Below are 16,571 nucleotides of genomic sequence, written 5' to 3'. Positions count from 1 at the left end.
CTTCAAATGTACTAAACTAATTTTAAACTGATTAACATTGTGGTGCCTTTACCAATTTCGGACTGTAAGACTTTTATCTTGCCTTTGTGATAATCTTCAATAATACGCTTGGATAACGAAAGTCCTAATCCCCAGCCACGCTTTTTACTGGTAAAACCAGGTTCAAAAATTTTATTGAATTGGTGTTTTGGAATTCCTTTTCCTGAGTCGCTAATAGTTACTTTTACATATTTACCATCTTCAACTATTGCTATTTTAAGCTCGCCTTTACCTTTCATGGCATCAATAGCATTTTTTACAAGGTTTTCGATAGTCCAACTGTAAAGTTGAGCGTTGAGGTTTACAAAAATATTAGCATCGGGAGTAGTGATTTCAAAATCTATAAGTTTGGAAGAACGCGCTTTTAAATAATCGTAAGAGTCTAGTGTTTCCTGTACAATATCAGTTTTTTTAAGTGTTGGTACAGAGCCAATTTTACTAAAGCGTTCAGTAATGGTTTGAAGCCTATTGACGTCTTTTTCAATTTCTTTTATATAATCTGGATTTACGTTTTCAGAACGTAAAATTTCAGTCCAACCAACTAATGAAGACAATGGTGTCCCAATTTGGTGTGCTGTTTCTTTTGCCATTCCTGTCCAGAGTTTATTTTGTTCAGCATTTTTAGCACTTCGGTAAAAAAAGTAGGCCACAGCTATAAACAGGAAAATAATAAGCAACAATGCCATTGGGTAATACTTCAACTTATTCAATAGAGGAGAGTTACCATAGTATAAAGTAGAAAAAATCTTGTCTTTATATTTTATTTCAATAGGTTGGTTTTCTTTTTTAAACTGTTCAATTAACTTTTTAGCATATTCAGGATCTTGAATTTTCTCTTCATCAATATTATTACTACTGGTTACATTTCCTTTTGCATCCAATAAAATCATTGGAGTAGAGGAGTTGCTTCTTAAAATCTCTAAAGGTAATTCACCTATGTCACCATCAAGGTCTGTGGTTTTGGTAACTTCTTTTTGAGCAAACGACCAATTTTGCATTTTTATTCGCTCTTCTTGTTTAAAATTTTGAAAGAAAATATAGGTATTCCAAAGTATTAACGAGATAATAATAAAAGAAACTATAATAATGGTCCAGCGTAGAATGTTCTTGTTTGCGGTAAATGTCATTATAAAATGTTTACAATAATTAAATATAATGCAAATCTGTTAATAATATTGTACATCAACTACTTCAAATCATTTTTATAACAGTACTAATATGGTTACATTTGTGCAAAATCAATGGTGTAATGATATCTTTTGAGCCAAAAGACCTTTCAACAGGAAAACTTCATAGTTATTTATTAAGTGCTGTAGCGCCTAGACCTATTGCATTTGCAAGTACTATAGACAAAGACGGTAACCCAAACTTGTCACCTTTTAGTTTCTTTAATGTGTTTAGTGCTAATCCGCCAATTATGATATTTTCTCCTGCACGACGTGTAAGAGATAATACAGTAAAACACACTTTAGAAAATGTTGAAGCTATAAAAGAAGTGGTCATTAATGTGGTGAATTATGATATGGTACATCAAGCATCATTAAGTAGTACCGAATACGCTAAAGGTATTAACGAGTTTGATAAAGCTGGTTTAACCATGTTAGCATCTGATGTGGTAAAACCCTTTAGAGTAGCCGAATCGCCTATTCAATTTGAGTGTAAGGTAAACGATGTTATTAAACTAGGAACCGAAGGAGGAGCAGGTAATTTGGTAATATGTGAGGTAGTTAAATTCCATATTACAGAAGAAGTACTGGACGACAACCAAGTTATAGACCAAGAAAAACTAGACTTAGTTGCTAGAGCAGGTGGAAGCTATTATAACAGAGCTAAAAAAGGATTTTTTGAAATTCCTAAACCACTCTCAACACTAGGTATAGGTGTCGATGCAATGCCTGAAGAAGTTAAAAACAGTATGGTGTTGACAGGAAATGATTTGGGTATGTTGGGTAATGTAGAAGAGTTACCTAACCAAAAGGAGATTGATGCGTTTATAACCACTGTAAGCGAGCATTATCCAAATATTAAAAACATGTCTCACCACCAAAAGCATAGTATAGCGCGAAACTATTTAAGTTATGGCGATGTAAGTAGTGCGTGGAAGTTATTATTATCATAAGTAAATTAAATATTAGATGGAAATACAAGGAAAAGTAAAAATGATTGGAGAAACCCAAACTTTTGGAAGTAATGGGTTTAGAAAAAGAGAAATTGTTGTAACTACTGAGGAACAATATCCTCAGCATATAATGGTAGAATTTATTCAAGATAAAACCGATTTGTTAAATAACTATCAAGTAGGTCAACCAGTAAAAATAAGCATCAATTTAAGAGGAAGAGAATGGGTTAACCCACAAGGTGAAACCAAGTATTTCAATTCTATACAAGGATGGAGAATTGAAAACTTACAACAAGAAGCCTCTAGTGATATGCCACCAGTACCACCAGCAGAAGCATTTGAGCCTGCTGGCGATTTAAATGAAGATGACCATGACGATTTGCCATTTTAATTGGCAACCAAAATAAGTGTTAATGAAAATCCCAATGTAAACCCATTGGGATTTTTTATTTTTAATGCATAAAAAAAGCCCTGAATTACTTCAGGACTTTATAATGTGGTTTTAGGTTTGACCTTTACAAACAAACTCAAAAAAAAGCAATGATGAACAAAATTTAATTAGTAAAGGTCTACTCAAATATGGCTAAAAATGTTTGTTTTTCAAAGTGTTAAGCCATATTTAACAGTAAAAAATCAACGAAAACGTTTTAGTAATAATGCACATTTTAAATAACGACATAGCGTTTCCTGAAATAACCTCAGCTTCACCTGAAGGCGTTTTAGCCATTGGAGGCGATTTGTCTGTTGAACGCTTATTGTTGGCCTATAAATCTGGGATATTCCCTTGGTTTAGCGAAGACGAGCCTATTATTTGGTGGTCTCCAGACCCAAGATTTGTGCTATTTCCTGAAAAGCTCAAAGTTTCAAAAAGCATGAAACAAGTATTGCGAAACACCGATTTTGTTGTAACCGTAAACCAAGCATTTACACAAGTAATTACAGAGTGTGCTAAGGCAAAACGCGACGGACAAGATGGAACTTGGATTACCCAAACCATGATTGAAGCCTATACTAAATTACATCAATTAGGTTATGCCAAATCTGTTGAGGTCTGGTTGCACAACGAGTTGGTTGGTGGTTTGTATGGTGTAGATGTTGGTAATGGTGTGTTTTGTGGTGAAAGTATGTTTGCCAAAGTAAGTAACGCGAGTAAAGCAGGTTTTATAACCTTTATACAAAACACCAATTACAAGCTTATAGATTGCCAAGTCTATACCAATCATTTAGAGCGTTTAGGTGCAGAAGACATAGATAGAGAGGTGTTTTTAGGGTATTTGTAAAAATCTTTCAACTAAACCTCATCATATCTAAAACAACCCACTTCATGGTCGTTTACCATACCTGTGGCTTGCATATGCGCATAAATAACGGTTGAACCCACAAACTTAAAGCCTCGCTTTTTCAAATCTTTGCTAATGGCATCACTTAACGCAGTGGTTGCAGGAGCATCCTTGTAGTTTTTAAGCGTGTTTTTTATAGGTTTGCCATCAACAAATCCCCAAATATATTTTGAAAAACTTCCAAACTCATGCTGAACATCCATAAATGCTTTGGCATTGGTAACGGTTGCGTTTACCTTTAGCTTGTTACGTATAATACCAGCATCTTGTAGTAAACTATCAATCTTAGCTTGTTTGTAGTTAGCAATGGTTTTATAGTCAAAATTATCAAAGGCTTTTCTAAAGTTTTCGCGTTTGCGTAAAACGGTTATCCAACTCAATCCTGCCTGAAAGGTTTCTAATATTAAAAACTCAAAAAGAGTATCATCGTCATAAACAGGAACTCCCCATTCTTGGTCGTGATAAGCTTCGTAAAGGTCGTCTCCAACACACCAACCGCATCTGTGTTTTGATTGCATAACTTAGTTGTAAGTTTTTTATTATAAATTAGACTTATTCATGACATTAGTCATAAAACAAGAGCGTACAAGATACTATTTTTGCTTTATCAAACATACAATTATGAACCCAAATATAGATACAAAACTATCATACAGTCAATACAGAGAGTTGGTTTCTGAATTGGTTGAAAACAAATCAACAACTGGTAACGATGCTTCTGAAGCATTGGTGAATTACACAATGCTCAACGACCGAAGAATGAAGCGTTGGGACAAGACCGTAAAAATTTCAGAAGAAGACCAAGCACGTATAAAATCTTTTAAAGGAAATGTTACTTGGGTAGTACTTACCGAGAGTTGGTGTGGTGATGCAGCACATGTAGTGCCTGTGTTAAATAAAATAGCTGAACTTAACGATGGTATTGAACTACAACTAGTTTTTAGAGATGAAAACGAGGAGTTAATGAATCAGTATTTAACCAATGGAGCAAAGTCTATCCCAAAACTGATTATGACTGATAACGTTACGCAAAAAGTGGTGGATACTTATGGACCAAGACCAAGTGAAGCAACTAAATTGGTAAACGATTTTAAAGCAAAACACGGAACACTATCTGCGGAGTTTAAAGAAGACTTACAGCGTTGGTACAATCAAGATAAAGGTAAAACTGTAATTAAAGATGTGTTACAGTTATTAAGAGTCTAATTGAAAACTATAGCTGCCGATTATTTTTAAAAACAATTATAAAAAACAGATAGAAGTGTCAGTTCGAGTATGCCGACAGAAACTGTCGGTATGTATCGAGAACTAGTTTTTTCCTTTAAAGAAAAATGTAATAGAGCCTATTTGCGAATTGTTGGTTGAAGCATCAAAAGTAGCCGATTTTGCATACTCCAAAGCATGTTCAGTTAAGCACTCATTTTGAGTTGTAGAAGAGCTGTTTATATAAGCATCGGTTACTAAGCCATCAGCATTTACTGTGATGTTTATTACAATTTTACCACTGTCTTCACACAAGTATCTAGGTGTGTTATAATCTAGTAATTCTCTTCCTTTTAGAGAGTAGGTTAAGGTACTTATAGCATTTCCTTTTTGATTTTTTTCACGCTTTTCAGGAGAACGCATTGCAAGTACATCATTTGCTTTTTTATAACGGTTGAGTTCGTCTTTGTTAACAGAGTAGCCACTAGAACTGTTGTAGGAAGACGATGAAGTAACCACATCATTTAGTTCTTGCGAAGCTTCTTCTTCAAGGGCTTTTGTGGTACGATCAAAGTCATTGGCATTCATGGATTTGAAGTTCTTCATCATTTCCTTGAATTCTTCGTCTTCGTTATAAGCTTGATTAGTCGTTTTTAGTCCTTTTTCCAGAGCTTTTAAAGCTTCAAGTTCTTTAAGCTCTTCTTTGGTAGGTGGTTCTATTTCGTAAAAACTTTCAGCAATAAATTCTTGCTGTTTAGTAATATGAAAACTAAACATAGCAAATAGTATGATGCCTGCTAAAAGAACCGTAATTAATGTTGCTTTATGTCGTTCAATCCATTCCAAACGTTAAGATTTGTGTACGCAATATATACGTTAAAATATGGAAAATAGATTAGAAGAGCATAAATTCTAAAAAAAATGATACACTAGATAGCTTTTCGGTTTGCCTAAATCCAAAGCGTTTTCGGTTAAAATCTAACCCAATCAACCACGAGTTTTTAAAGTTGTCATCAAAGGCTTGATATCCAATTCCTAGTTTGTAAAGCGTACCACTTTCAAAGTTTTTGCCTAAGTCTATCATCTTACCATAACCTCCTCTTACAAACACTTTGTCATCAAAATCAAACACATTGTATCTAAAACTTAAGTGTACAGGAAAAAAGTTGAGTTCTTGCTTAAAATAACGGTCGTATTCTATGTTTAAACCAATACTTGAGCGTTCGTCAAACTGATAACCTAAAGTGTTATTGATAAAAATAGCATTTGGGTTTATAAAGGTTTCACCATCGTCATTTCCAATGCTATAATCGTCATTGGTGGTTAATGTAACAGCAGCCGAAACTTTATAAAAAAGACCACGTGTTTTAATGGTGTCTTGAGAAAATAAAAGGCTAGTAAAAAGTGCAAAGTAGAGTTGTAAAAATAGCTTCATGGTTTTGTTAGGTTTAAAGCTAGTTTGCTATCAATAATTATTCCGAAGCAAGTTGTTCAATAAACTTTTCGGGAGTAACAGCGTCATCAACACTAAAATCGCCAATTTTTGTACGTCTTAAAACCGAAAGGTGAGCGCCAGAGTTTAAGGCTTTTCCAAAATCGTTAGCCAAAGAACGTATGTAAGTGCCTTTGCTGCAAACTACTCTAAACTCCACAGAATTACCATTGATAGACGTAATTTCAAATTCTGAAATATGTACAGTCCTAGACTTGATTTCAACCGCTTCACCAGCTCTTGCAAATTCATACAAACGCTTACCATCTTTTTTAATAGCCGAAAATACAGGAGGATACTGCTCTATGTCACCAATAAATTGTTTGGTGGTTTCGTGTATGAGTGCTTCTGAAATGTGTTCGGTAGGATAGGTTTGGTCAATTTCGGTTTCTAAATCATAAGAAGGCGTAGTGCTACCTAAAACAAACGTTCCTGTGTACTCTTTTATCTGACCTTGAAAAATATTGATTTGCTTAGTCATTTTTCCAGTACAAATCACCAATAGTCCTGTAGCCAAAGGATCTAAAGTACCAGCATGACCTACTTTTATTTTTTTTATGTTGAATGCTTGCCTAATTTCCCAACGCAGTTTATTAACGGCTTGAAAGGAAGTCCAGTGCAAAGGTTTGTCAATTAATAAAACTTGACCAGAAAGTACATCGTCTTTAGTCATTATCCAGCGCTATAAGAATAGATTATGGCAATAATACCAACAACAATACAGTATAATGCAAAGTAAGACAATTTGCTTTTCTTAACTAAAGCAATCATCCATGTACAGGCAAAAAGCCCAGTAACAAAAGCAGCAATAAAACCTACACTTAGACTTGTAAAGTTTGAGCTGTCGTAGGTGATGTCACCACTTAAAACGTCTTTTGCTATTTTACCAAAAATTAACGGAACAACCATCAAAAACGAAAAACGAGCTGCTTTGGTTTTATCGTTTCCTAATAATACTGAAGTTGATATAGTTGCTCCCGAACGCGAAATTCCAGGAAGCATTGCAATAGCTTGAGCAAAACCAATTACCAAAGCATTTTTAAAACTCACTTTTTTATTAGTGTCTTTGGCTTTATCGGCTAAATACAGCAAGAAAGCTGTTAATAATAACATGTATCCTACCAATTGAATATTACCGCCAAAAAGTTCAGCCAGTTGTGATTCGTAATTATATCCAATTATAACAGCAGGAATCATTGAGATAACAATTTTGGTGAAAAACTGCATGTCTTCATTCCATTGAAATTTCAGAATACCTTTAATGATGTCCAAAATATCTTTTCTAAAAACAACCATTGTACTTAATGCTGTAGCAAAATGCAGTACAACCGTAAATAGAAGGCTTTCTTCTGGAACTAAATTATCTCCAAGAATGGCTTTTCCTATTTCTAAATGTCCACTAGATGATACAGGTAAAAACTCTGTTAGTCCTTGTATAATACCTAATATAATTGAATCGATAATATCCATGTGCGCAAAAGTACATGAATTTTTTCGTTTGAAAATTTAAAAACAAATGAAAAAATGTTAAGTATTAACAAAGTAGAAACTAAAGCGAAAGAAAGGATGTAGTTCTAACAGATAAACATTAAAAATGGAAGCTGAGTTTACTTCTTACTGTTTTCTTTATTTGGGTTCAATAAAATAGCATACACTTCAATAGCAAAACCAATTAAGATAAGTGTTGGCGCTAGTCTAATTCTTCTGAAACTAAAAATACTTGGGTCAAAAACGTTTGGGTCATCGCTACCACCACCAGACATTAAAATAAAACCAATGGCTATAAATGCTAAACCTATTAGCATAAACTTGTAGTTTTTCTTTCCGAAAACAAATTCGGCTTTTGCGCTTTCTTTACGTTTTTGTTCTCCCATATTCATTTCCTACCAAGCAGGAATCTATTTTAATTACTCAAATTCTGTAAAAATAATCTCATCACCTATGGCAAGTTGTGCAATATGTTCTGAGGTACCTAACCAAAGTTTAGGTAAGTGCAAAGTAACGGTTTTATTTAAAACTTTTGCGTTAAGAGTATCTAAATTTAATCCGCGTTCCAAACCTCTGTTAATGTAAAAGAAGTCGGTTTTGTCATCATGAAACACAATATCATACGATGAACCTTCAGTAATCTTGGTAATTTTAGCGGTAACCATAGTACATTCTTCTGGTTTAGGGTTGTTAATAATGCAAGACCAAAACATTAGAAAAAGGGCAAGGGCAAAAAAAGGAACTGTTCGTTTCAACTTTTTGATTGACTGATTAATTAAACTATAACGTAGATTAATTCTGTTTTAGTGTATAAAGTATTTTTTTAAGTTGCTTTTTTTCTGATAAATTTCTGTAAGTGAGTAGAAACGACACACAATACCTTTTGCTTTCAAAAGCAATAAAATCTTGAAAAGAATTATTCTCTTTATAAAAAATGTTTGTAGAGCTAACTTTAAAACCGTTGATAATTTTTGGATATTCACTATCGTTTATTTTATAGTCGATATTTGAAAACAAAAGCTGTTGTTTTAATGCTTCAATATAGTCATGAGCGGTTAAAACAGTATTACCTCTTAAGTCTTCAGCAATAATGGTAAAGCTAGGAGTGAAACCATCTTCTGAATCAGAAAAAGTTTTGTTTAGTACTAAAAGTGGGTTTGATTCTGACACTTCGACTGTCTCTTCATCAACATTGTCAAAAACATTTTCTAGAGCATTTTCGCTCAATGAATCTACAATATCTTTATTAACAATACTCCAAGTTTGGGGCTCAAAGTTTAATGTAAATCCAAAGTAATTGTTTGTGTAATTCCCTTCTGAAATAATACCTCTACTATACATTAAATCTTCTTCTGAATTCTTTTTACAAGAAATTATCAAAAGAGAGAATAGTAATAGATAAAAGTATTTTTGCATTTAATAGTACAACTGGTCGGTTTTCAAATTCAAGAAACGCTGTGTGGCAATAAATGTACTAATCCAAGTGATAATTATGCCAAGTATAAAAATACCAGCAAACAATATTGCTAACAATACAGGGTTTTGAACAAAGCCAAGATCAGGGAATGTTCGGTTAAGGTAATACAGTACTAAAGCCATACCTATAAGTGCAACAATAGCTCCTATAACACCAAGTTGAACGCTTTTAAATACAAATGGTCTACGAATAAAAGCTTTGGTAGCACCTACCATTTGCATCGTTTTTATGATAAAACGTTTAGAATAAACAGCTAATCGTATAGAACTGTTAATGAGTAAAACCGCAATTACGGTAAATAATGCACTTACAATCAGTACCCAAAACGTTATTTTTTTAACGTTGTCATTCATCAGTTCCACAAGGTCATTGTCATAACGTATGTCTTCAATAAACTGTTTGTTGGCAAGCTCTTCGGTAATACCATCAAGGGTTTCGTTAGTAACATAATCGGCCTTTAAGTAAACCTCAATGTTGTTTTGTAACGGATTGTACCCAACAAAATCCATAAAGTCTTCACCTGTATCTGCTTTCATAAACTCAGCAGCTTCTTCTTTTGAGACATAAACCGTTTTCTTGGTGTATTCAGCCATGGCTAAACTTTTTTGAAGCTGGTTGATTTCAACTTCTTTGGCAGAATCATTCAAGAAAATAGTAACAACAACTTGCTCTTTAAAATGGTCTGCTACTTTTTTAGCATTTAAAACCAAAAGACCTAAACAGCCTAAAAGAAAAAGAACCAAGGCGATGCTGATAACTACAGAAAAGTATGACGAAATTAATTTTCGTTTTTGGTATCTATCAAAAGATGAACTCATAAATATTGTGGGTTAATGGTGTAAAAATAATAAACAAAACTATTTCCGTAAGGTTTACAACGTTTAATCTTTCAACATTGTTATAATAACCTTAAATTTGCACTTTTAATTTATTTGTTATTCTGCAGTTGTCACCTTGAGCGCAGTCGAAAGGTTAATGCGGAATCCATAAAGCGACAGTAAAAATAAATACTCACCTTCGAGAGCATTATTATGACATATAATTTCAACGAAATAGAAGCCAAATGGCAAAAATATTGGGCAGAAAACCATACGTTTAAAGCCGAAAACCATAGTGATAAACCAAAATACTATGTACTGGATATGTTTCCTTATCCAAGTGGAGCAGGTTTACATGTTGGTCATCCATTAGGTTATATTGCTAGTGATATTTATGCACGTTATAAGCGTCATAAAGGGTTTAATGTATTGCATCCTCAAGGGTATGATAGTTTTGGTTTACCTGCAGAACAGTATGCTATTCAAACAGGGCAGCATCCTGCAATCACTACCGAAACCAATATTGCAACCTATCGTCGTCAATTAGACCAAATAGGGTTTTCGTTTGATTGGAGTAGAGAAGTACGCACATCAGACCCAAGCTATTACAAATGGACACAGTGGATTTTTATTCAACTGTTCAACTCGTGGTATAATAATGAGAGTGATAAAGCTGAAAACATTTCGACTTTAATTTCTGTTTTTGAAAAAGAAGGAAATGCAAACGTCAATGCTGCTTGCGATGATGATATTAAAATATTTTCTTCGGAAGAGTGGAAAGGCTTTTCTTCTGAAAAACAACAAGAAATACTATTGCAATACAGGTTAACGTATTTAGCCGAAACTGAAGTAAACTGGTGTCCTGCTTTAGGAACCGTTTTAGCCAATGACGAAATTGTTAATGGCGTTTCAGAACGTGGTGGACATCCTGTGATGCGCAAAAAAATGACACAATGGAGCATGCGTATTTCGGCATATGCAGAGCGTTTGCTTCAAGGACTAGATACTATTGATTGGACAGATTCACTTAAAGAAAGCCAACGCAACTGGATAGGAAAGTCGGTTGGTGCATCTGTTACATTTAATGTTATTCCTGCTGTCTCGTCGAGCGCAGTCGAGACGTCTCATCAAATAGAAGTTTTTACCACACGACCAGATACTATTTTTGGAGTGTCGTTTATGACACTCGCTCCAGAGCACGAATTGGTCTCAAAAATTACAACACCAGAACAAAAAGCTGAGGTTGAAGCCTATATTGAAGCGACTTCAAAACGTAGCGAACGCGACCGTATGGCAGATGTAAAAACCATTACAGGAGCGTTTACAGGAGCTTATGCAGAGCATCCGTTTAGTAAAAAACCTATCCCAATCTGGATTGGAGATTACGTATTGGCAGGTTATGGTACAGGAGCTGTAATGTCAGTACCTTGTGGTGACCAACGCGATTATGATTTTGCAAAGTATTTTAATATTCCTATTCCAAATATATTTGAAGGTGTTGATATTAGTGAAGCAGCATTTACCGACAAAGACAATACTGTAATTGCTAATAGTGGCTTTCTTGATGGCTTAAACTATAAAAAGGCAACTAAAACAGCTATTTATGAGTTGGAAAAATTAGGCTACGGAAAAGGAAAAACCAATTACCGCTTACGTGATGCTGTATTTAGTCGTCAGCGTTATTGGGGAGAACCATTTCCTGTGTATTATGTCAACGGAATGCCACAAATGATAGACGCGCAACACTTGCCTATTACCTTGCCAGAAGTTGAAAAATACTTACCAACCGAAACAGGTGAGCCACCTTTAGGGAATGCAAGCGTTTGGGCTTGGGATACCAAAACAAATACGGTTGTCAGTTCGAGCGCAGTCGAGAACAAAACCGTATTTCCTCTAGAACTTAACACCATGCCTGGGTGGGCAGGAAGCTCACAATACTTTAACAGGTATATGGACCCACATAATGACAAAGAAATTTTCTCGCAAGAAGCCGTAAACTATTGGCAGCAAATAGACTTGTACATTGGTGGTAGCGAGCATGCTACAGGACACTTGTTGTACGCACGTTTTTGGCAAAAGTTTATGTTCGATTTAGGATTAGTACCTGTAGATGAGTTTGCTAAAAAACTCATTAATCAAGGAATGATACTTGGGACGAGTGCTTTTGTATACCAATTCTTAAAAGAGAAAATCGATGTAACTTCATCTGAAAATAAAGGGTTTAATCAAGATGTGTTCATATCTAAAGGTTTAAAAGACGAAATAGAATCGCTATTACCAGAAGATAGAGATAATCATATAGAAATTAATCTTAAAGATAAGTTTCTTTCATTTATGAGTAAAGATGATTTTGAGGATTGTAAAGAATTAATAAAATTTTCAAAAAGAGATACGAGAGCATTACACGTTGATGTTTCATTTGTTAATGCTTCAGATGAATTAGATATTGAAGCCTTTAAAAATTGGCGACCTGAATTTAAGGATGCTAAATTCATTACAGAAGAAGACGGAACATTTAAAGTTAAACGCGAAGTAGAAAAAATGTCCAAGTCCAAATACAATGTGGTTAATCCAGACCATATTTGTGAAGAATATGGCGCAGACAGTTTACGTCTGTACGAAATGTTTCTTGGGCCTTTAGAGCAATACAAACCTTGGAATACTGCTGGAATTACTGGTGTACATAACTTCTTAAAAAAGCTATGGAAACTCTATCATTCCTCCCTTGAGGGAGGTCAGGAGGGTGTTTTTCACGTCACTGAAGACCAACCTACTAAAGACGCTTTAAAAACCTTACATAAAACCATTAAGAAAGTAGAAGAAGACATCGAGAACTTCTCGTTCAATACTTCGGTATCTACGTTTATGATTGCAGTTAATGAGTTAACCGCTCAAAAATGTACAAGTAGAGCAATTTTAGAACCTCTAATTGTGTTAGTCTCACCTTATGCACCACATATCGCTGAAGAGTTATGGAGCAAATTAGGACATAACCAGTCGATTGCTACTGCAACTTTTCCTGAGTATGACGAAAAGCACTTGGTAGAAAGCAGTAAGGTATATCCAATTTCGTTTAATGGTAAAAAACGTTTTGAACTAGAGCTACCATTAGACATGAGTAAAGAAGATATTGAAAAAACAGTGATGGCTCACGAAAAAACACAAGACCAACTACAAGGACGCACACCTAAAAAAGTAATTGTGGTTCCTGGGAAGATTGTGAATATTGTAGGCTAGTTCTTGTCATTATAAGGAACAAAGTGACCTAGTAATCTCATTAAATTCTTAATCAAAAGATTGCTTCTTTTGTTAGTAATGACAGTAGTGGTATGACAATATTTCTTAACTTAAATTTGGCTTATTTTTTGCTAGATTAGTATTAAATTTACACTATTAAACTTTAAAAAGATGATTGGATATTATATATTAATTGGAGCGATTGCTCTGGTAAGTTGGTTAGTTAGTAATCAATTAAAACAAAAGTTTGCCAAATATTCTAAAGTAAGATTACGCAACGGAATGACAGGACGTGAGATTGCTGAAAAAATGTTGGCAGACAACGGTATTTATGACGTTGAGGTTATTTCGGTAGCTGGTCAACTAACAGACCATTACAACCCAAAAAACAAAACAGTAAACCTTAGTGAACCAGTGTACAACCAAGCTAACGCAGCTGCTGCAGCTGTTGCAGCACACGAGTGTGGGCACGCAGTACAGCATGCACAAGCCTATAGCGCTTTAGGGATGCGTTCAGCATTAGTACCTATTGTAAGTGTAACTTCTGGGATGTCACAATGGTTAGTAATAGGAGGTTTAATACTTGGTGCAGCTGCTGGTGTAGGATTAGGATATTGGGTTGCTGTTGCAGGATTAGTATTTATGGGTTTTGCAACCTTATTTAGCTTTATTACGCTACCTGTAGAGTATGATGCTAGTAATAGAGCATTAGCTTGGTTAAAAGCAAAAAACATGGTAACTCCTGAAGAATATAAAGGCTCTGAAGATGCACTTAAATGGGCAGCTAGAACTTATCTAGTAGCAGCAATTGGTGCTTTAGCTTCATTGCTATATTGGGCACTTCAAGTATTTGGCGGAAGAGACTAGTTTTTCATATCTTAAAAAATAATATAAGCGTCATTTAGACGCTTTTTTTTGAACTGTCATTCCGCACTTGATGCGGAATCCACAATAGATCCTGAATCAAGTTCAGGATGACAAAAGATTATATCTTTATCTGTCTGTCAATTTGCTGTTGAAGTGATATAAAGGTTTCAGTTCGTGATACACCAGAAATAGATTGTATTTCTTTATTAAGAACTTGCATTAGGTGCTCATTGTCTTTACAAAGTATCTTTACAAAAATACTCCAGTTACCAGTTGTGTAATGACATTCCAATACTTCAGGTATCTTTTGTAATTGTCGTACAGCTTCTGGGTTACTAACGGCTTTATCTAAGTATATACCTATAAAAGCCATAGTAGTATATCCTAAAACCTTAGGATTGATTACAAACTTTGATCCCGAAATTAACTTAGACTTTTCAAGTTTTCGTAACCTTTGATGAATAGCAGCTCCTGAAATACCTACTTGTCTTGCTATTTCAAGAATGGGTGTTCTTGCATCTTCCATTAAGGCACGAAGAATTTTTTTGTCTATACCATCAATATGGATATTTTGATTTACAACTTTCATTAGGTTTTAAATAGAAATTATAAAACATAAAAGTAGTAAATACATTTAGATTTGTAATGCTTTAGACTATAAGTTTAAAGGATTGTAACCAAGATAAGGGACATCGTATTCTTTAAACTTAATATCATACGCTTCCAACTCTTTTAAAATAGGCTCATACACTTCTTTGTTAATAGGTATTTGAACACCAGGAGTTGTAATTTTTTCATTTAAAATCGCCAAGGTAGCAATAGCCACAGGTAAGCCAACAGTTTTAGACATTGCTGTAAACGTCTGGTCTTCACCAATTGTTACCATTGTAGAGTCTATTTGGTGTTTTTTACCATTAAGCTCGTAACCAAACTTGTGATACATTACAATCATGTCTTTATCCTCTTCGGCAAGTGTCCAACTATCCATTAATATCTTTTGAAGTATTTGTGCAGGCGTTGCTTTTTTAAGCTCAACCATTTTACTAGCACTAAAGATATCTAGTTCAATAAGTTTGTCCCAAACAATATCGTCTTGGTCAATCTTTAAAGCATGTCTAAACTTTAATTCAACCGAATCTGTTGGGCTGTAAGGTAAAAAGGCGTTTACAAAATCGCGATAGCTCATGTTCTCACTATCATCTATAGTATAGCTGTCGTCAGTCATCCCTAAAAGTACAAACATGTTCCACGCACGAGAAAACCCTACACGACGCATTGTACCTCTGTAAAGTGTTTTAATATCATCTAGTCCATACACGCTTTGGTATTTTAAAGAATCTCTATTAGCATACGCTTCAAAACGTCCATAGCCTTCAACGTCCAAAAATTCTGTTCTTCTAAATAATCGGTTATAAGGAATGTATTTATACGTGCCTTCCTGAAGAAATTTTGCAGCACCACCTTGTCCTGCAACAACCACGTTTCTTGGGTTCCAGGTAAACTTGTAATTCCATAGGTTATTATCGCTTTCAGGAGCAACCAAACCACCAGTAAACGATTCAAACAAAATCATTTTACCACCTTTTTCACGTATGCTATCAATTACTTTCATAGCACTCATATGGTCAATTCCTGGGTCAACACCTATTTCGTTCATAAACACCAAGCCTTTATCTCTAGCAGCTTTGTCTAAACTTTGCATTTCGTCGCTTACATAAGATGCAGTAACCATATTTTTACCAAACGAAATACAATCTTTAGCAACTTCTATATGGTATCTTGCAGGAAGCATAGATACTACAATGTCGGCATTTTGAATAGCTGTTTCTCTAGAGTGTTTGTCAAACACATCTAGCACAATAGCTTGAGCATTTTTGTGGTCGCCAATTAACTTTTTGGCACTAGAATAGTTGATGTCTCCAACAATTATAAGTAGGTTTTCAGATTCTGATTTTTCAAGTAAATATTTTATAAGATAGGATGCAGATTTTCCTGAACCAATAACTAAAATCTTTCGCATAATGGGATTTGTTGAGTAATTTTGTGTTCACGAAAGTAGTAAATCGAACGTGCAATAAAAACTCAAAAATTAAATTTATATGAACAAGTCTATATTAATTACCGCTTCCATATTAGGAATTTTAAGCATTGTACTTGGTGCATTTGCAGCACATGGTTTAAAGTCGCTTATTTCTGCCGAAATGATTGATACTTTTGAAACAGGAGTAAAATACCAAATGTATCATGCTATTCTATTATTGTTTGTAGGAAGCACAACTCTTGTAACCCAAAAGGCTAAGAAAACCATCTTTTATTTGGTGCTTGTTGGAGTGTTGTTTTTTTCGGGTTCAATTTATGGTTTGGCAACAAATGTATTGTCTTCGTTTGATTTTAAAAGCATAGGGTTTATTACACCAATAGGAGGATTACTACTTATACTTTCATGGGTAGTTTTGTTGATAAACTTTTTAAAACTTAAAAAGGATTAAAA

19 protein-coding genes are annotated in these 16,571 nt (G+C 34.5%); 7 read left to right on the top strand and 12 right to left on the bottom strand.

Annotated features, from left to right (window positions below; translation table 11 throughout):
- Nucleotides 1-11 precede the first annotated feature (11 nt).
- Entirely contained in the window at nucleotides 12-1,166 is a 1,155-nt protein-coding gene (locus OD803_RS02880; RefSeq protein ID WP_262732291.1) for a sensor histidine kinase, read from the bottom strand.
- Nucleotides 1,167-1,288: 122 nt separating this feature from the next.
- Between OD803_RS02880 and OD803_RS02875 the strand changes: the two genes are divergently transcribed.
- From OD803_RS02875 to aat, 3 genes are all read left to right on the top strand, one after another.
- Nucleotides 1,289-2,158: a flavin reductase family protein gene (locus OD803_RS02875; protein ID WP_129759539.1), complete on the top strand. Its 870-nt coding sequence runs from the start codon at nucleotides 1,289-1,291 to the stop codon at nucleotides 2,156-2,158.
- Nucleotides 2,159-2,174: 16 nt separating this feature from the next.
- Nucleotides 2,175-2,549, top strand: coding sequence for a DUF3127 domain-containing protein (locus tag OD803_RS02870; protein ID WP_129759538.1), 375 nt, complete (start codon nucleotides 2,175-2,177; stop codon nucleotides 2,547-2,549).
- A gap of 265 nt (nucleotides 2,550-2,814) precedes the next feature.
- Complete coding sequence (gene aat, locus OD803_RS02865; protein ID WP_262732290.1) at nucleotides 2,815-3,438, top strand: leucyl/phenylalanyl-tRNA--protein transferase; 624 nt, start codon at nucleotides 2,815-2,817, stop codon at nucleotides 3,436-3,438.
- An 11-nt stretch (nucleotides 3,439-3,449) separates the two neighbouring features.
- Here the strand turns inward: aat and OD803_RS02860 are convergent, their stop codons facing one another.
- Complete coding sequence (locus tag OD803_RS02860) at nucleotides 3,450-4,016, bottom strand: DNA-3-methyladenine glycosylase I (protein WP_262732289.1); 567 nt, start codon at nucleotides 4,014-4,016, stop codon at nucleotides 3,450-3,452.
- Nucleotides 4,017-4,119: 103 nt separating this feature from the next.
- On the opposite strand from OD803_RS02860, the gene OD803_RS02855 reads away from it, so the two are divergent.
- Nucleotides 4,120-4,704: a thioredoxin family protein gene (locus OD803_RS02855; protein ID WP_262732288.1), complete on the top strand. Its 585-nt coding sequence runs from the start codon at nucleotides 4,120-4,122 to the stop codon at nucleotides 4,702-4,704.
- 102 nt (nucleotides 4,705-4,806) lie between these two features.
- On the opposite strand, the gene OD803_RS02850 is transcribed toward OD803_RS02855, so the two are convergent.
- From OD803_RS02850 to OD803_RS02815, 8 genes are all read right to left on the bottom strand, one after another.
- Nucleotides 4,807-5,547, bottom strand: coding sequence for an energy transducer TonB family protein (locus OD803_RS02850; protein ID WP_262732287.1), 741 nt, complete (start codon nucleotides 5,545-5,547; stop codon nucleotides 4,807-4,809).
- Nucleotides 5,548-5,596: 49 nt separating this feature from the next.
- Nucleotides 5,597-6,136, bottom strand: coding sequence for a hypothetical protein (locus OD803_RS02845; RefSeq protein ID WP_262732286.1), 540 nt, complete (start codon nucleotides 6,134-6,136; stop codon nucleotides 5,597-5,599).
- Nucleotides 6,137-6,173: 37 nt separating this feature from the next.
- Complete coding sequence (gene truB / locus OD803_RS02840; protein ID WP_262732285.1) at nucleotides 6,174-6,866, bottom strand: tRNA pseudouridine(55) synthase TruB; 693 nt, start codon at nucleotides 6,864-6,866, stop codon at nucleotides 6,174-6,176.
- Nucleotides 6,866-7,663 (bottom strand): undecaprenyl-diphosphate phosphatase, encoded by a 798-nt coding sequence (locus OD803_RS02835; protein ID WP_131506183.1) that lies wholly within the window; start codon nucleotides 7,661-7,663, stop codon nucleotides 6,866-6,868. Before OD803_RS02835 ends, truB begins: the two co-directional genes overlap by 1 nt.
- 137 nt (nucleotides 7,664-7,800) lie before the next feature.
- On the bottom strand, nucleotides 7,801-8,067 hold the full coding sequence (locus tag OD803_RS02830; RefSeq protein WP_129759530.1) for a DUF3098 domain-containing protein: 267 nt from the start codon (nucleotides 8,065-8,067) through the stop codon (nucleotides 7,801-7,803).
- Between the two features lie 33 nt (nucleotides 8,068-8,100).
- A complete protein-coding gene (locus OD803_RS02825; RefSeq protein ID WP_262732284.1) occupies nucleotides 8,101-8,436 on the bottom strand; it encodes a hypothetical protein in 336 nt (111 codons plus the stop codon).
- 37 nt (nucleotides 8,437-8,473) lie between these two features.
- Complete coding sequence (locus OD803_RS02820) at nucleotides 8,474-9,097, bottom strand: hypothetical protein (RefSeq protein WP_262732283.1); 624 nt, start codon at nucleotides 9,095-9,097, stop codon at nucleotides 8,474-8,476.
- Entirely contained in the window at nucleotides 9,098-9,976 is an 879-nt protein-coding gene (locus OD803_RS02815; RefSeq protein WP_129759528.1) for a cell division protein FtsX, read from the bottom strand.
- Nucleotides 9,977-10,189: 213 nt separating this feature from the next.
- Here OD803_RS02815 and OD803_RS02810 point away from each other — a divergent pair, with 213 nt between their 5' ends.
- Nucleotides 10,190-13,213: a leucine--tRNA ligase gene (locus tag OD803_RS02810; protein WP_262732282.1), complete on the top strand. Its 3,024-nt coding sequence runs from the start codon at nucleotides 10,190-10,192 to the stop codon at nucleotides 13,211-13,213.
- A gap of 171 nt (nucleotides 13,214-13,384) precedes the next feature.
- A complete protein-coding gene (locus OD803_RS02805) occupies nucleotides 13,385-14,080 on the top strand; it encodes a zinc metallopeptidase (RefSeq protein WP_131506179.1) in 696 nt (231 codons plus the stop codon).
- 118 nt (nucleotides 14,081-14,198) lie between these two features.
- On the opposite strand, the gene OD803_RS02800 is transcribed toward OD803_RS02805, so the two are convergent.
- Nucleotides 14,199-14,669: an Lrp/AsnC ligand binding domain-containing protein gene (locus OD803_RS02800; RefSeq protein WP_262732281.1), complete on the bottom strand. Its 471-nt coding sequence runs from the start codon at nucleotides 14,667-14,669 to the stop codon at nucleotides 14,199-14,201.
- 66 nt (nucleotides 14,670-14,735) lie between these two features.
- Nucleotides 14,736-16,100: a saccharopine dehydrogenase family protein gene (locus OD803_RS02795; protein ID WP_131506178.1), complete on the bottom strand. Its 1,365-nt coding sequence runs from the start codon at nucleotides 16,098-16,100 to the stop codon at nucleotides 14,736-14,738.
- A gap of 79 nt (nucleotides 16,101-16,179) precedes the next feature.
- Here OD803_RS02795 and OD803_RS02790 point away from each other — a divergent pair, with 79 nt between their 5' ends.
- Nucleotides 16,180-16,569: a DUF423 domain-containing protein gene (locus OD803_RS02790; RefSeq protein ID WP_134198510.1), complete on the top strand. Its 390-nt coding sequence runs from the start codon at nucleotides 16,180-16,182 to the stop codon at nucleotides 16,567-16,569.
- The last annotated feature ends 2 nt before the right edge of the window (nucleotides 16,570-16,571 follow it).

Source organism: Gaetbulibacter sp. NE (assembly GCF_025548475.1).
Taxonomy (GTDB): domain Bacteria; phylum Bacteroidota; class Bacteroidia; order Flavobacteriales; family Flavobacteriaceae; genus Gaetbulibacter_B; species Gaetbulibacter_B jejuensis.
This window is presented reverse-complemented; position numbering and strand designations above follow the sequence as displayed.

What these genes read in the sequence shown, in the direction of transcription:
- OD803_RS02880 (WP_262732291.1), bottom strand. Translation starts at nt 1,166, where the DNA reads ATGACATTTACCGCAAACAAGAACATTCTACGCTGGACCATTATTATA.
- OD803_RS02875 (WP_129759539.1), top strand. Translation starts at nt 1,289, where the DNA reads ATGATATCTTTTGAGCCAAAAGACCTTTCAACAGGAAAACTTCATAGT.
- OD803_RS02870 (WP_129759538.1), top strand. Translation starts at nt 2,175, where the DNA reads ATGGAAATACAAGGAAAAGTAAAAATGATTGGAGAAACCCAAACTTTT.
- aat (WP_262732290.1), top strand. Translation starts at nt 2,815, where the DNA reads ATGCACATTTTAAATAACGACATAGCGTTTCCTGAAATAACCTCAGCT.
- OD803_RS02860 (WP_262732289.1), bottom strand. Translation starts at nt 4,016, where the DNA reads ATGCAATCAAAACACAGATGCGGTTGGTGTGTTGGAGACGACCTTTAC.
- OD803_RS02855 (WP_262732288.1), top strand. Translation starts at nt 4,120, where the DNA reads ATGAACCCAAATATAGATACAAAACTATCATACAGTCAATACAGAGAG.
- OD803_RS02845 (WP_262732286.1), bottom strand. Translation starts at nt 6,136, where the DNA reads ATGAAGCTATTTTTACAACTCTACTTTGCACTTTTTACTAGCCTTTTA.
- truB (WP_262732285.1), bottom strand. Translation starts at nt 6,866, where the DNA reads ATGACTAAAGACGATGTACTTTCTGGTCAAGTTTTATTAATTGACAAA.
- OD803_RS02835 (WP_131506183.1), bottom strand. Translation starts at nt 7,663, where the DNA reads ATGGATATTATCGATTCAATTATATTAGGTATTATACAAGGACTAACA.
- OD803_RS02830 (WP_129759530.1), bottom strand. Translation starts at nt 8,067, where the DNA reads ATGGGAGAACAAAAACGTAAAGAAAGCGCAAAAGCCGAATTTGTTTTC.
- OD803_RS02820 (WP_262732283.1), bottom strand. Translation starts at nt 9,097, where the DNA reads ATGCAAAAATACTTTTATCTATTACTATTCTCTCTTTTGATAATTTCT.
- OD803_RS02815 (WP_129759528.1), bottom strand. Translation starts at nt 9,976, where the DNA reads ATGAGTTCATCTTTTGATAGATACCAAAAACGAAAATTAATTTCGTCA.
- OD803_RS02810 (WP_262732282.1), top strand. Translation starts at nt 10,190, where the DNA reads ATGACATATAATTTCAACGAAATAGAAGCCAAATGGCAAAAATATTGG.
- OD803_RS02805 (WP_131506179.1), top strand. Translation starts at nt 13,385, where the DNA reads ATGATTGGATATTATATATTAATTGGAGCGATTGCTCTGGTAAGTTGG.
- OD803_RS02800 (WP_262732281.1), bottom strand. Translation starts at nt 14,669, where the DNA reads ATGAAAGTTGTAAATCAAAATATCCATATTGATGGTATAGACAAAAAA.
- OD803_RS02795 (WP_131506178.1), bottom strand. Translation starts at nt 16,100, where the DNA reads ATGCGAAAGATTTTAGTTATTGGTTCAGGAAAATCTGCATCCTATCTT.
- OD803_RS02790 (WP_134198510.1), top strand. Translation starts at nt 16,180, where the DNA reads ATGAACAAGTCTATATTAATTACCGCTTCCATATTAGGAATTTTAAGC.